General features: G+C 44.5%; 14 protein-coding genes. 8 read left to right on the top strand and 6 right to left on the bottom strand.

Annotation, left to right across the window (positions count from 1 at the left end; translation table 11 throughout):
• Nucleotides 1-16 precede the first annotated feature (16 nt).
• The 3 genes from AXE82_RS05990 to AXE82_RS05980 all read left to right on the top strand — a co-directional run bounded on the left by AXE82_RS05990 (nucleotide 17) and on the right by AXE82_RS05980 (nucleotide 2,256).
• A complete protein-coding gene (locus AXE82_RS05990) occupies nucleotides 17-970 on the top strand; it encodes a chemotaxis protein CheB (RefSeq protein ID WP_062332539.1) in 954 nt (317 codons plus the stop codon).
• Between the two features lie 60 nt (nucleotides 971-1,030).
• Nucleotides 1,031-1,594: a hypothetical protein gene (locus AXE82_RS05985; RefSeq protein WP_062332536.1), complete on the top strand. Its 564-nt coding sequence runs from the start codon at nucleotides 1,031-1,033 to the stop codon at nucleotides 1,592-1,594.
• 104 nt (nucleotides 1,595-1,698) lie between these two features.
• Nucleotides 1,699-2,256, top strand: coding sequence for a cytochrome b (locus AXE82_RS05980; protein WP_062332532.1), 558 nt, complete (start codon nucleotides 1,699-1,701; stop codon nucleotides 2,254-2,256).
• 103 nt (nucleotides 2,257-2,359) lie between these two features.
• Here the strand turns inward: AXE82_RS05980 and minE are convergent, their stop codons facing one another.
• The 5 genes from minE to AXE82_RS05955 all read right to left on the bottom strand — a co-directional run bounded on the left by minE (nucleotide 2,360) and on the right by AXE82_RS05955 (nucleotide 7,075).
• Nucleotides 2,360-2,635: a cell division topological specificity factor MinE gene (gene minE, locus AXE82_RS05975; protein ID WP_007115412.1), complete on the bottom strand. Its 276-nt coding sequence runs from the start codon at nucleotides 2,633-2,635 to the stop codon at nucleotides 2,360-2,362.
• A 3-nt stretch (nucleotides 2,636-2,638) separates the two neighbouring features.
• On the bottom strand, nucleotides 2,639-3,451 hold the full coding sequence (gene minD, locus AXE82_RS05970; protein ID WP_062332529.1) for a septum site-determining protein MinD: 813 nt from the start codon (nucleotides 3,449-3,451) through the stop codon (nucleotides 2,639-2,641).
• A gap of 255 nt (nucleotides 3,452-3,706) precedes the next feature.
• Entirely contained in the window at nucleotides 3,707-4,729 is a 1,023-nt protein-coding gene (gene minC / locus AXE82_RS05965) for a septum site-determining protein MinC (protein WP_062332527.1), read from the bottom strand.
• Between the two features lie 181 nt (nucleotides 4,730-4,910).
• The gene (locus AXE82_RS05960; RefSeq protein WP_062332524.1) at nucleotides 4,911-5,972 is read right to left on the bottom strand and encodes a hypothetical protein; all 1,062 of its coding nucleotides are present in this window, start codon (nucleotides 5,970-5,972) and stop codon (nucleotides 4,911-4,913) included.
• A gap of 134 nt (nucleotides 5,973-6,106) precedes the next feature.
• Nucleotides 6,107-7,075 (bottom strand): acyltransferase, encoded by a 969-nt coding sequence (locus tag AXE82_RS05955; RefSeq protein ID WP_062332521.1) that lies wholly within the window; start codon nucleotides 7,073-7,075, stop codon nucleotides 6,107-6,109.
• Nucleotides 7,076-7,647: 572 nt separating this feature from the next.
• Here AXE82_RS05955 and AXE82_RS05950 point away from each other — a divergent pair.
• The gene (locus tag AXE82_RS05950; protein ID WP_062332518.1) at nucleotides 7,648-8,298 is read left to right on the top strand and encodes an OmpA family protein; all 651 of its coding nucleotides are present in this window, start codon (nucleotides 7,648-7,650) and stop codon (nucleotides 8,296-8,298) included.
• Between the two features lie 180 nt (nucleotides 8,299-8,478).
• Nucleotides 8,479-9,585, top strand: a complete 1,107-nt coding sequence (locus AXE82_RS05945; protein ID WP_062332516.1) for an RNA-guided endonuclease InsQ/TnpB family protein — start codon at nucleotides 8,479-8,481, stop codon at nucleotides 9,583-9,585.
• Between the two features lie 176 nt (nucleotides 9,586-9,761).
• Here AXE82_RS05945 and AXE82_RS05940 read toward each other — a convergent pair whose 3' ends face one another.
• Complete coding sequence (locus tag AXE82_RS05940) at nucleotides 9,762-10,466, bottom strand: pseudouridine synthase (RefSeq protein ID WP_062332513.1); 705 nt, start codon at nucleotides 10,464-10,466, stop codon at nucleotides 9,762-9,764.
• A 277-nt stretch (nucleotides 10,467-10,743) separates the two neighbouring features.
• Between AXE82_RS05940 and AXE82_RS05935 the strand changes: the two genes are divergently transcribed.
• The 3 genes from AXE82_RS05935 (at nucleotide 10,744) to glyA (ending at nucleotide 14,096) form a co-directional block, all read left to right on the top strand.
• Nucleotides 10,744-11,982: a GNAT family N-acetyltransferase gene (locus tag AXE82_RS05935; RefSeq protein ID WP_062332510.1), complete on the top strand. Its 1,239-nt coding sequence runs from the start codon at nucleotides 10,744-10,746 to the stop codon at nucleotides 11,980-11,982.
• The gene (locus AXE82_RS05930) at nucleotides 11,982-12,587 is read left to right on the top strand and encodes a chorismate--pyruvate lyase family protein (RefSeq protein WP_062332506.1); all 606 of its coding nucleotides are present in this window, start codon (nucleotides 11,982-11,984) and stop codon (nucleotides 12,585-12,587) included. Before AXE82_RS05935 ends, AXE82_RS05930 begins: the two co-directional genes overlap by 1 nt.
• A gap of 249 nt (nucleotides 12,588-12,836) precedes the next feature.
• Nucleotides 12,837-14,096: a serine hydroxymethyltransferase gene (gene glyA / locus AXE82_RS05925; protein WP_062332503.1), complete on the top strand. Its 1,260-nt coding sequence runs from the start codon at nucleotides 12,837-12,839 to the stop codon at nucleotides 14,094-14,096.
• Nucleotides 14,097-14,109: the final 13 nt, after the last annotated feature.

Raw genomic sequence — 14,109 nt, 5'->3', positions numbered from 1 at the left:
AAGGATACAATCATTCATGCTGTCAAAGCACTTAACGCCGCCGCGATTTTTTATCGTTGCTGAGGAAAATCAGCAGCGGCTTGCCTTTAGCGATACTATTCGTTCATGGGGGTTTGAAATCGTGGAATGCTTGGCAGCGTCACAGCTGACCGAAAAACATTTTCAGCAAAAAGTGGATGTGTGGCTAGTCGATACCCAAGACGATTACGCCGTGATTCAAAATATTGAAAAACAACTGAATGTCAATTTGACTAAGGTCGTACTACTGGGCTTTGTCACGGCGCCTTATATCAATGAAAGTCTGTTATATGCCAAATGGCAACGTCAACTCAAGCGAAAAATCGCCATAATGCTAGAACGTAGCGATTTGCTAGCGCACTATGAGCCTGCCAAGCGTGAAATCAAACCGTGGAAATATGTGGTATTGCTCGCGGCATCGATGGGCGGACCGCTCGCCATTAAGGAATTTTTAGATAATTTGCCCGAAGATTTGCCAGTATCACTGTTACTAGCGCAGCACTTTAACCAAAATATGCTCAACACCTTGCCAAGAATTTTAAATCGTCACAATGAGTGGCGCTGTGACATAGTGACCAATACCCAAAAATTATTGTCAGGGCGTTGTTTGATTTTACCGATTGAGCACAGCGTGGTATGTGATTCCAATGGACGGGTAATTTTGCAGCGTAAACCTTGGCAAGGCAGTTACAAACCGCCAATCAGTGAGGTCATGCGTAATTGCAGCGAAGCGTTTGGCAACAATTTAATCACTATCGTGTTCTCTGGTATGGGCAATGATGGTAGTGATATGGCAGCGACGGTCAAAAAAAATGGCAGTATTATTTGGGCGCAAACCCCTGATAGCAGCACCTGTGCCAGCCAGCCACAAAGTATGATTGAAAGCAATCAAGTTACTTTTGTTGGCACCCCTAAGCAGTTAGCCGAGCAGCTAATCGCCTTGTGTGGCTAATGCTATAGACTGGCTAAGATAACCGCTAAATTTCTTATTAATCACTAAAATGAGCAAGCCATGGCAAACGAGTTAAACCGTTACTTTAAGCAAGATGAAGATGTAGGCGTCCTAAGTATCACTACAGGTCAATTAACCATTGCTCGAATTCCTTCTAGCAGTTCGCCTGACTGGATTGTGCCGCAAGCCTTGATTTTGAGTATTGATAACTATGATGAGCGCATCTGGAATTATCTTTGGCGCGGTCAAGAAGTGCCGGTGTATCACTTGTTGCCAAAAGATGAGCAGCCCACCCACTTAGTGGTGTTAGAAAGCGTCACCGACATCCATCGTCTTGCCTTACAAATCCACGGGGAAGTGACTTTCCATTCTGTGCGTATTGCCGATCTCAAAGACGCTGATGACGCCACTTACCAAGCTGAATTAGCGACTAACTACCCTGACTTATTAACCGCCTTAAACGCGCCAGATGATGCGCTCGTCGAGAGTTCACGCGCACCGAATTTGGCAGATTACAGCCTACAGCACGCTTATATTTCTCAGCCAGTCATGTTGGCAGGTGAGCTATGTGTGGTGGCAGATTTGGACAAACTCTCGCATTTCTTGGTGGATTTAGATAGTTAGACGCAGTCCGCTTTTGTGCTATTTTACCAACAGTCTGTTACTTTTATTTTGCCCAAACATTGCTAGAATAACCCAAAACAAATCATGATAAGGTAAAATCCATTATGGCATTATTTCCTGCAAATGAAGCGCCACAGCCGATTGCCCCACACGGTATCAACAAATGGTCGCTATCGTCACGTATTTTCCATTGGATTAGTGTGGTATTGCTGATTGCAACTTGGGCAATGATTGAGCTGAATGAAGATGCGACTGACTTTACCTATTTTGATTTGCATAAAGCGTTTGGACTCAGTGTATTATTTTGGACAGTAGGTCGTATTATCAACCGTTTTGTCACCAAAGCCCCCGCCGATGTACCGATGCCAAAATGGCAAAATAAACTATCGCATTTAACCCATTTGGCACTGTACTTGATTTTGCTTGCCATGCCTTTGGCGGGCTGGTTTTCTGTTATGTTTGATGGGGAAGGGGTGAGTATGTTTGGGCTGTTTGATATCCCAGCCTTTGTCAGTGAAAACAGTGATTTGTCAGGCACGTTAGAAAAAATTCACAAAAATCTGTTGTGGACGTTGCTGCTGGTGTTCACGGCTTTGCATATCATCGGCGCGCTGTATCACCAATTTATCCAAAAAGACCATTTGATTCGCCGTATGCGCTAAGTTAGCTGATAGTATAAAAAAGCCCATGTATGATGGGCTTTTTAGTAACAATTTTTTAAAAGCAAGCTAGATTAAAAACAATCTAGATTAAGCGCAACATGAATTATTGGCGTGTACTATCAGGCAAGCTGATATTCATCTCCAATACTTCCATGTTCGCTTCATTGTGATGTTGAATATTGACGTCATCAATGTTGACACCTGACACGTAGGTATTGACCACGGCCAAAATCTCACGTTTCATTTTTTCGATACGCTCTGGGGTTAACCGATTGTGCAAGCGGTTTTCGCTGGCAACGATGACCTTTAGGCGCTCTGCGGCAGTATTGGCACTGTTTGACTTTTGCTCACCGCCAAATAAATTACTCCAAAATCCCATAGCCTAACCTCCAAACCAGCGTTGTAGGAAGCTTTTCTTCTTCACCTCGATATGGCGATAGGGACGTTCTTCCCCCAAGAAACGAGCGACCATGTCATCATAAGTTTGACCGGCTTTTGAATTTTGATCTAGCACCACAGGGACACCTTGGTTTGATGCCTCAAGTACGCTATTGCTTTCAGGAATCACGCCAAGTAGTGGCACTTTTAGGATGTCATTAGAGATACTGTTGATGTCCATCATTTCACCGCGCTCAGCACGCTCAGCGTTATAGCGGTTGATGACCAAGTGCTCGCGTACCACGCCTGTACCTTCTTCAACTTTTTTGGTACGGCTTTGCAAAATACCAATGATACGGTCTGAGTCACGCACCGATGAGATTTCTGGGTTGGTCACGATGATGGCTTCATCGGCATGGTACATAGCGAGCTGGGCACCGCGCTCGATACCAGCGGGCGAGTCACACACGATGTAGTCAAATTGTTTGGCTAACTCATTAATGACTTCCGCGACTCCTTCATCGGTCAAGGCATCTTTGTCACGCGTTTGGCTGGCAGGTAAAATAAACAAGTTATTGAGCTGTTTGTCTTTTACCAACGCTTGTGACAGGCGCGCGTTCCCTGAGATAACATCAACAAAGTCATACACGATGCGGTTTTCACAGCCCATAATAAGGTCAAGGTTTCTAAGACCCACGTCAAAGTCAATCACCACAGTTTTAAAGCCGCGAACGGCGAGACCCGTAGCGAAAGAGGCACTGGTGGTGGTTTTACCTACCCCGCCTTTTCCTGAAGTTACAACAACGATTTTTGCCACTTTGGCATACTCCTATTCATAGCACGGTGTCAGTGAGGCAGTATTGAATCATTCAAGCCATACACACATTCACGCTAAACTGGTTTGAAAAATATGGATATAAATTAACGTAAATCGTTAAAAATTAAGACTTAAATGTTAGTTAGCCTAAATTTGGTTAATTGGACTAGTTTAGCATAAAAAACTTTTCGAAGTTAATCGAGAGATTGACGATTTTTGCATAGATTGTGGTATAAGTGGTTGTTTAGGTGATTGTTATTCCATCAATTCAAACACCAAACCTTGTCCATCCAAGTAGCTGACTTGTACCGCTTTATCCAAATACTCAGTAGGAATATTTTCTTTTAGGCAATAAGTACCCGCAACTGATACCAGTGACGGGTTAAAACGCAAACAGAATATTTTGGCATTGGTGTCGCCCGTCGCCCCTGCGACCAATCGCCCTTCGGCTTTGCCATACACGTGTAGGCTATAATCGGTAATGGCTTCCGCGCCGGCATTGATGCCTTTGGTCAAAATCACGTCGCCACCAACATGGTTGATACTTTGACCTGAGCGCAACATTTGACTATGCACCAAATCGCCTTCAAGCTGCGATTGGTGATGCGGTGAGGCGACAAATTTGTCAGGTGCAGCTACGGTATTATTGCTTGTGGTCGCATTGCTTGCGGTATCATTGGTTACGATATCATTGGCGGTTTGGTGGAGAGTGGCAGCATGGGTGGGTCGTTTGGTTGCTTGACTGTCGGATGTGAGTGATTGGGTAGGGGATTGCGCAATGTGTTGAGACGATGGAGTATTTGCTGTGCTGTCTGATTTTCGCTCACTACCCGTCGCCACATTTTTTGCTGCTTTGCCGTCAATGCGTTGCCCATCTGCTGGAAAAATGGCAATGCGAAGCTCATTGGCCTGGGTGTCATTGGCGCCTGTGACCAACCCAATCGGCTGTAACCCTAGCACCCATAAGCCGCCCCAAAGCTGGGCTAAATTTAATGGCTGTTGACAGCTGACAATCACCGGTAAGTTGGACTGGCGTTGACGACCTAGCTTTTGTGCAATCTTTGTCAAAATTACTTTGATATCATTGCCTTCAATATTTAGGCGGGTAAAGTTCAGTAGCCTGCCCGTAAGTTTCACGCTAGTGGCTACAGGGTCGGTGGGTAATGGGTTGGCTGGCTGCTGACTTTGCGCTGAATCCTGCTCTGATAGGTTGGGTACGCTTTGTAAGTTTTGTGATGAACTATCTTGGGTCAAGTCAAGGGCAGCGGGCTGTGTCATGAAAAACCTTTTTATAATAACTTTTTATACATCAAAATTGATTCATACCGCATATTAGCAAGTATTATTTAAAACAACAACCATTCACCGCGCTATTTATTGTTTGGCAACCAAAGCCGTAATAGGGCAATAAAAAAAGCGTTGCACAGCCGTTAGCTGCCAGCCAAATTGGTGGATTGAATCAGCGTATTTGGTGCTTCCATTGTTGAATGCGAACTTGGTTGGCAAGTGACGTCAAACTATCATCAATAATATCGCTAACTAATTTTTCTAGCGCAGGGCTAGTGACATCAATTTGCACCAAGCTTTTGGCGATTTCTTCATACATCAGCGTGAGCGTTTGCGGTTTGGTAAGGTTGGTGGTCAAGATTAATGTCAGATTTTCCCCAATGTGTTGCCCGATGCTGTGCATTTGGTTCTCTATTATACTACCTGCAATTGGTATCAAGCGTAATATGCGATGCAGCTCGGGCGTATCGGTTAGCGCTTGCTGAATGGCTAGACCTACTTGTTTTGCCAAAGGTTTGGCAAAGATGGCAGGATGGTCGGGCGTGGATTGTAATAACGGTGTGGCTTCTTGCTGCAGCACTTCGACAATGACCTTTTGAATGTCATCTCGATGCTTGTCGATGATGTTTTTGACCAAATGCCCATCGGCGTTGCTAATTTCGGTGCGGATATTGTCAATCGCAGTTAAAATCACCCGATCAGAAATCTCTTCCATAATCATTTGATAATAAAATTTGATAGTGGCAAGCCAACTGGCGGGCAAAACTTTGTAGCCCAGCTCATGCAGCCGATAGCCAATCACGCCAACGCGCAGCAGTCGCAATGCGCGCAGCTGCGGTGCACAGCCCAACACTTCATACCAATGCACGAATGGAAAGAAAAACCAGCGGTAATAGCGTTTTTGGACGATGGCAATCAACCAACGAACCACAAGCTCGGCTACCAAAAAGATGGTAAACAGACCCCCTGCCACTTTGAGCGGCTCGTGCCATCCTTGCTGATAACTGACGATACTGTCAACAAACCCCAGCCAACTTGCTATTTTTGCCATAAAACTACTTAGCATCAAAGTGTCAAACCCCATGAGCAGCAAGTCCAACACAATGGCAACCATCATGATGATATCGTAGGCTAACTGCCAACGACTGGGTTTGGCAGGGTGGGTAGTGAGCGGTTGGTTAATATTCGGGCTTGGCGTTGGGCTGGATTTTGGGTCTAAATTAGCAGTTGGCATAAAAAATTGCTCAAAATGGGGTCGATACCGCAAAAAATGTGAGTGAGGACAAGGCAGGTAAGTCATATATCGCATGGCTTACCTGAGATTTTAACTAGTAGTGTCACTAGTGATATGTCACTAGTAAGGCGTCGCTAGGGATGACGGGTAAAATCATCGAGCATGGCTTGGATACGTTGGTCCTTTTGTTGCCACAAGTCATTAAGCCAACGGTACATATCTTTTTTGGTTTGTTCATCCTGTTGGTATTTGCCATCCATGAGCCGCTGTAGCAAGTCATCTGGCAATGCAATTTTTTGAATATCAACCCCGATGCGTTTGATATTACCTTGCCACAAATCCTGATAGCTAGGAACACCGTCAGGATACACAATCGTCATATCAAGCACGGCGTCTAGATCATCACCCAACGCACCCAATGCAAGTGCAATGCCGCCCGCTTTGGGTTTTAGCAAATGTTGATACGGTGATTGTTGCAAATCACGTTTTTTTTCGGTAAACCGCGTGCCTTCGATAAAGTTAAGTAAGGTAAAAGGCTTGTCGAGTAAGTTTTGACAAGCGCGTTTGGCTTCGATGATATCGCGGTCTTCTAGCGCTGGATTTTTAGCAATCGCTGTTTTCGAGTAGCGTTTCATCATCGGAAAGTCTAAAAAATAAAAGGCCTGCCCCACAATGGGGATATAGATTAGCTCGTATTTGGCAAAAAATCGCGTTAATGGCAGTCGGTTTTCACTGATATATTGGATGACAGTGGTGTCGACCCAAGATTGGTGATTGCTCAGCAAAATATATTTGCCATCAACCGACAAATCATCAGGCAGGTTGACGCGAAAATCAATATCGGGCAGGATATTTTCAATTAAGCGATTGTTGGTGTTGATCCAGTGATTGGCTATTTTTAACACGGATTTATCGGCCAATGTATGACCCGTTAATGTTTTTACCGCGCCCATCGCCCAAAGCGGTAGACTAAACAGCACTGAATTGCCGGTAATGGTCCCTACCGCCATTGCTAAGCTGGCGTTTTGCGCCAAAGGTAATGATGTTTTACGCAGTTTATTTAACGTGTTTTTGAGCAAGGATGGTTTATTGTTATTTGTCATATCTGGCTCTAACTCCCACAAAGCTTCCTTGAAAAAGCGTATTTAAATGAGACATAAAAACATACTTGGCTTTATTCACTTAGCTTTATTAACTTAGCTTCGCTAATTGTAAAAATAAGTGTTAGTTTAGCAAACGTCAAAAATGTTCACTAATAAATTTTTATACACTGGCAAGCACAAATCTTGCAGGTTTATTGGTGCTACGCTATACATCCCAGTAAAGTTAATTGTCAAAAAATTTTTTTAAAAATTAACAAGTTATTGAATAAGCTATGGATAATAGATTGACCATCCAGCACAGTTTTCATCAAAATCACGAAGCATTTAATATATAAAAATAAATAATATAGATAATGAATACTTGAAAATATTTTGTAACAAATTATGCCATCCTACAACATCCTTAAGACAAATCATTACATATAACGAAAAAGTTTATTGCATAATGAGCTCAATCACAAAGCAACTGAGTGTTGTCAGGTTTATCTGGCAAATGAGATAAAAACAACAAGTTGGTGCGTGACAATTATAACTAAGTAATTATAACTAGAGGAATTCAAAGGAGATTACTCATGCGTACTAAATTATTAGCAGCTACTTTAGCATCAGGTGTTATCTTAACAGGTTGTGCAACAACGCCAACTGGTACGACAACAACAGGCATTACCGACAATAAAGCGCTTATGGGGGGTCTATTAGGGGCAGCCGCAGGCGCGGGTATTTCAAAAGCAACGGGCGGTGAAAAAACCGGTCGTGATGCGGCAATCGGTGGTGTACTAGGTGCAGGCGTGGGTTACTACATGCAGCAACAAGAAGCAAAACTTCGTGCAGAAACCGCAGGTTCTGGCGTAACGGTAACGCGTGACCCAGTGACTAATAACATTAACTTGTCTATCCCAGAAGCGATAACTTTCCGCGTTGGTGATTCTACTATTCTACCTAACTTCTATAATACGTTAGACAAAGTAGCTACCACACTACGTGACTATAACCAAACTAACATTCAAGTAAATGGTTACGCCTCAGTGGAAGGTGATGCAAATAGAAACCAAGCGTTATCACAACGCCGTGCATCAGCAGTCGCTAATTACTTAGTCAATCGTGGTATCTCTAGTAACCGTATCAGCGCTATTGGTCGCGGTGCGACAACACAATTTGGCTCAAGCTATGAACCAAACCGCCGTGTAGAGATGATTATCCTTGCACCACAGTCAGTTAACTAATCAGTCAGTTAACTAATCAAGTCAAGCTAGCTGATATTTTCATCCGCGAATTGATAAAAAAAGCACCTTTTATAAGGTGCTTTTTATCATCCGTTGCCGTAAAACCACCGACTTTAGGCGGTGGATATAAGGCAACTTGTACACTATAACGCTTGCATAAATTTTGCTAAAATAATTTGCATGAAAACACTCAAGCTACGCATACGAGATAAACACACAGCAAAGCTTAACCGCCTAAGTGGTTTGGTTAATTTCGTATGGAACTATGTCAATGCGTTAAGCTACGAGCATCTTAAGCGTACTGGCAAATTCTTTAGTGCGTATGATTTAAACGAATATACCAAAGGTAGTGGTGAACTACTTGGCTTACACAGTCAGACTATCCAAGCCATCAATGAAACCCACGCCAAATCGCGTCGCCAATTCAAAAAAGCCAAACTAAACTGGCGAACCAACAACCCAAATTCAAAACGTAAATCATTAGGCTGGCTACCATTCAAGCAATCGGCTATTAAACACATCGCCACCCACCAAACAGGTAAAAAAGGCTTAAAATCAACCCTACAGCTTAGTTTAGCTAAAGGGCAAAAGCTCATCATTGACCTATGGGACAGCTACAACCTTAGCCTATATCAAATTAACACACTAGAAATCGTCCAAGATAGCCGTAACCGTTGGTATGCCTGTATCACCGTCAAAGACTACCCTAAAACACAATGCGGAACGGGTAGCGTAGGCATTGACTTAGGGCTTAAAGACAGTGCCACTACCTCAAGCGGTGACAAACTCACCATCAAGCAAACGCTAAAATATGCAAAACAATTAGCTATAGCCCAACGCTCAAACAACAAAAAACGTATCAAGGCTATCCATGCCAAAATCAAAAACACAAGGCAAGACCTGATACACAAATTCACCACCCAATTAGTTAAAGATAATGCGCTAATCGTGGTCGGTGATATTCAGAGTAATCAATTTAATAGTAAAAAAGGCAAACTCGCCAAATCGGTTTACGATGCAGGCTGGTTTGAACTGAAACGACAACTGACCTACAAATGCGAGAACGCAGGTTGCCGTTTTGAAATCGTGAATGAGAGATACACGACCCAGCGATGTTCGTGTTGCGGTGAAATCACCGCCAATAGTCCGAAAGGTAGAAAATCGCTTGGAATAAGAGAATGGACTTGTGCAACGTGTGGCACACGGCATGATAGAGATATCAATGCCAGTAAGAACATTCTTGCGGTCGGGCTTGACCGTCTTGTAGAAGGAATCCCCTTGCTTTAGCAAGGGGAGGAAGTCAAGTTAAGACGAGGACCACAAGCGAAGATAGTATAACTCATACCGCAAGCGATTTTGACGATATACTCACTTGAATTGAACCGACTTATTTAGCTGACTTATTTAACTCTAACCGATTAGACCCGCTGACATATTGATTAACGAGGCTAATGGCTGTCTGCTCATGGCTGCCTGCGCCGGCTTGTTGGGTGCTTTGATTGTGGCGATTTAGGCATTAAAACGCGAGGTTTTTTGCGCGCTTGTGGTTTTGTCGTTGCCGCGGATAAAGGTTGGACACCCAGTCGCTTTAAATCGGCAGGTGATAGCGGTATTTGTGTGGATGCGCCAACCTCTAAATTCCCCAAGCTAAAGCCACTTGATGCCATGCGAATCAGCCGCAAACAGGGCAGTCCCACATGGGCCGCCATGCGACGCACTTGACGATTTTTACCTTCGAAAATAGTGATGGCTAGCCACGTGGTGACTTTGCGTTTGGCAATCTTGTCCGGCGCTTGCCAAATATGCTCGGCAATTTGTGCTTCGCTTAGCCGCACAACTTCGGCAGGTAAGGTGATACCGTCTTTGAGTGGCACCCCTGTTTGTAGTTGCTGTAGCTGGGCATCGCTTGCATCGCCTTCCACTTGTATCCAGTAGGTTTTGCCTTGTTGTTTGCCTGCATTGGCTTTGGGTGGATGGGTCAAGGCTTTATTGACTTGCCCATCAGCGGTTAGCAGTAGTAATCCTTCGGAAGTGGCATCTAATCGCCCTGCAACGCGTAAGCTTCTGTCGCTAAAATAATCGCTGAGCGTCGCAAAGTTGTTATTGTCATCGCTGCGAAATTGGCTAAGTACGCCATAGGGTTTGTTAAATAAAATCAGTGTCGGCATGGTAGAGGATGACAAGTGAGTGAAAAAAAAGCTTAAAGTGCATCAAGCAGATAAGTTACTCAGTGTAAACGCTAATCCTGGCTATTGCAATTTGGCTATTGCAATAAAGTCACCGTTATAAACCACACCGCCCAACGCCATACATATTTTGCAAAATTGTGCCAAATTGTGCCAGATTGTGCCAGATTGTGCCAGATTGCGTAAAAGGATAAGCCCGTATTTTTGGCTAAAAACAAGGTATAATAATCCGTTCATACAACTACAATAATACTGACATATGTCCTATCACTATCAATTTACTACTGAGTTTGATTGGCGCTCACAGACACAGTGGCAGACGCCTGATACGCCCTTTATGTCCTTTGATTTTTGGCAAGCGCTGATAGATGCAAAGCTGATTGGCGGGCGCAGCGATTGGTGGGTGCAGTATGTGCAGATTGTCGATGACAGCGCTCAACTGATTGCCGTGATGCCCGTGTTTATCAAAAAGCATCACCAAGGCGAATATGTGTTCGATTTTAGCTGGGCAGAAGCCTTTGAGCGCTATGGTAGAAATTATTATCCAAGATTGGTGACAAGCGTCCCCTTTACCCCCGTCACCGGCGAGCGGATTTGGGTGGCACAAGGCAAGTCATTAACCGCGTCACTGTATCAGACCTTACTACAAGCGATTGATGAATTGGCAAGCCGCTATCAAGCATCCACTTGGCACGGACTGTTTTTCTCCCCAAAAAATGTCCAAGCGTTGCAAAATGCGCCCAATCTTTGCGAGCGGCTAAGCTGTCAGTTTTTATGGCAAAATCGCAATCTACAGGATAAAAAATGCGCCAATTTTGATGAGTTTTTGGCAACATTAACTGCCAAAAAACGCAAGTCAATTAAGGTTGAACGCCAAAAGGTGCTCAAACAAAATCTAAGTTGTCAGGTTAAAATCGGTGACGATATCACCGAGGCGGATTGGGCAGTTTTTTATCAATGCTATGCCATGACCTATCTGGTCAGAGGGCGGCAGCCGTATTTGAATTTAGCGTTTTTTAAGCAGGTTGGGCAGACTATGGCAGACAAGCTGATGCTCGCTCAAGCGCATAACGCGCATGGCGATATCGTGGCTTGTAGTTTGTTTTTTTTCGATGACGATGCCGCTATCAGCACGTTATATGGTCGCTATTGGGGCTGCCTAGAAGAATATGATTGTTTACATTTTGAGCTGTGTTATTACCAAGGCATTGAGTTTGCTATCAAGCATGGCCTTCGCTACTTTGACCCCGGTACCCAAGGGGAGCACAAGTTGATTCGCGGCTTTTATCCGGTGTTGACTCATTCGCTACACCGTGTCTACGACAAGGTGTTTGCCCCTGCCATTGCCCAGTTTTGTCAACACGAACAGCACGCTGTATTGGCGTATCAAGCCGATGCGATGACCGCGTTACCTTTTAATGACACCTATAAAAGCCAATTTTTTGGTGACGGTGCCGCGCAAGGCACAATACCCGATAATGAGTTTTTGAAAAAATAATGATAAATGTTGGTTTAAACCTAAACTTAGCTTTCGCGCATTTGAGCGTGGCACACAAACAGCAGATACCGCCGAAACTCATCCCTTGGCTGACGTCAACAGGGTCGCTCACCGCCAAATTTGAAGCTTTATCTCGGCATAAACTCATCGTACAGCCGACGTTTGAAGGGCGGCAAACCTTGTCCCTGAGCGAAAAGCGCCAATTGCAGTTACCGCTTGGGGTGAGCCAATCGGCATGGGTACGCGAAGCCTTATTATTCGGCAAGCCTAATCAAGAGGCGTGGGTGGTGGCGCGGTCTGTATTTCCGTTTGCTAGCCTCATTGGTAATGCGCGAAAACTGGCGAATTTGGGCACAACACCGATTGGCTATATACTGTTTCGTCGGCATGGCGCAGTGATGACCAATCGCTGGATTGATGTGACAGCGCAAGGCTGGCGACGCACCACCCTTTACCAGTGGCAGGGCAGGCATTTTTTGATTAGTGAGACTTTTTTACCGGCATTTGAAAATAGTCTTATGGGCGAAGAAGAAAACGGCATGATTCATGTCAGTAGCGATAAAGGCGAAGGCTGGGTACAAAAACCATTGGTTGCTGTGCGCTAGTATTTAAATAGTTAGCCAAAAAAAGACAGTTAGGGTAACTGTCTTTTTTTATGAAAATTTTTTGGATGGCGCGTTGTATTAATGAGTTTTTCAAACCAATATCAGTCAGGTCATTAGCCGACGACAAGTAATAGGACAAATTCAGCCAAATGGCTGGATTATTCACTAAAAAAAACCAAACCATGCTAAACTAAGCCATATTTTCGGTTTTATCCGCCCATTTTTTGACTCACTTAAAAGGAAATTGCCATGTTTAAAAATGTGACTATTCACCAGTTTGACGCTGAACTTGCCCAAGCGATGGACAATGAAGCCAAACGTCAAGAAGACCATATTGAACTGATTGCTTCAGAAAACTACTGTTCACCAGCGGTGATGGAAGCGCAAGGTAGCCAATTGACCAATAAATACGCTGAAGGCTATCCAGGCAAACGTTATTACGGTGGCTGTGAATATGTTGACGTGGTCGAGCAATTAGCGATTGACCGTGCCAAAGAATTGTTTGGCGCAGACTACGCTAACGTACAGCCACACGCCGGCAGCCAAGCCAACAGCGCGGTATTTTTAGCCTTATTAAAAGCGGGTGATACGGTACTTGGCATGAGCCTTGCTGATGGCGGTCACTTGACGCATGGTGCGCATGTAAACTTCTCTGGTATCAACTATAAAGCCGTACAATATGGCTTAAACAAAGAAACGGGCATCATCGACTATGATGAAGTCGAACGCCTAGCCAAAGAACACCAACCCAAAATGATTATCGCGGGTTTTTCTGCTTATAGCCAAGTGGTTGATTGGCAAAAATTCCGTGACATCGCAGACAGCGTTGGCGCATACTTGATGGTCGACATGGCGCACGTAGCAGGACTGGTTGCTGCAGGGGTTTATCCAAGCCCTGTGCAAATCGCTGACGTTACTACTACCACTACCCACAAAACCCTACGCGGTCCACGTTCAGGCTTAATCCTGGCAAAAGCCAACCCAGAGATTGAGAAAAAACTCAACTCTGCTGTGTTCCCTGGCAACCAAGGTGGTCCATTGATGCACGCGATTGCGGGTAAAGCTGTGTGTTTTAAAGAAGCGTTAAGCGAAGATTTCAAAGCCTACCAACAACAAGTGGTTAAAAACGCCAAAGCCATGGCAGACGTCATCATGTCACGTGGTTATGACATCGTCTCGGGCGGCACGGAAAATCACTTAATGCTGATTAGCTTAATCAAACAAGAAATCACCGGTAAAGAAGCGGATAAATGGTTGGGCGATGCCCATATCACCGTCAACAAAAACGCGGTACCAAATGACCCTAAATCACCGTTTGTGACTTCTGGGGTGCGTATTGGTACGCCCGCAGTCACTACCCGTGGGTTTGGTGAAGCGGAAGTAAGAGAATTGGCTGGCTGGATTTGTGATGTGCTCGATAGCCGCGGTGACGAAAACGTTATCGGCGAAGTGCGTGAAAAAGTCCAAGCAATTTGCGCTAAACACCCAGTGTACGAGCAAACAGCTTAATCATCGGCTATTA

This window comes from Moraxella osloensis, from assembly GCF_001553955.1.
In the GTDB taxonomy this organism is placed as follows: Bacteria; Pseudomonadota; Gammaproteobacteria; order Pseudomonadales; family Moraxellaceae; genus Faucicola; species Faucicola osloensis.
This window is presented reverse-complemented; position numbering and strand designations above follow the sequence as displayed.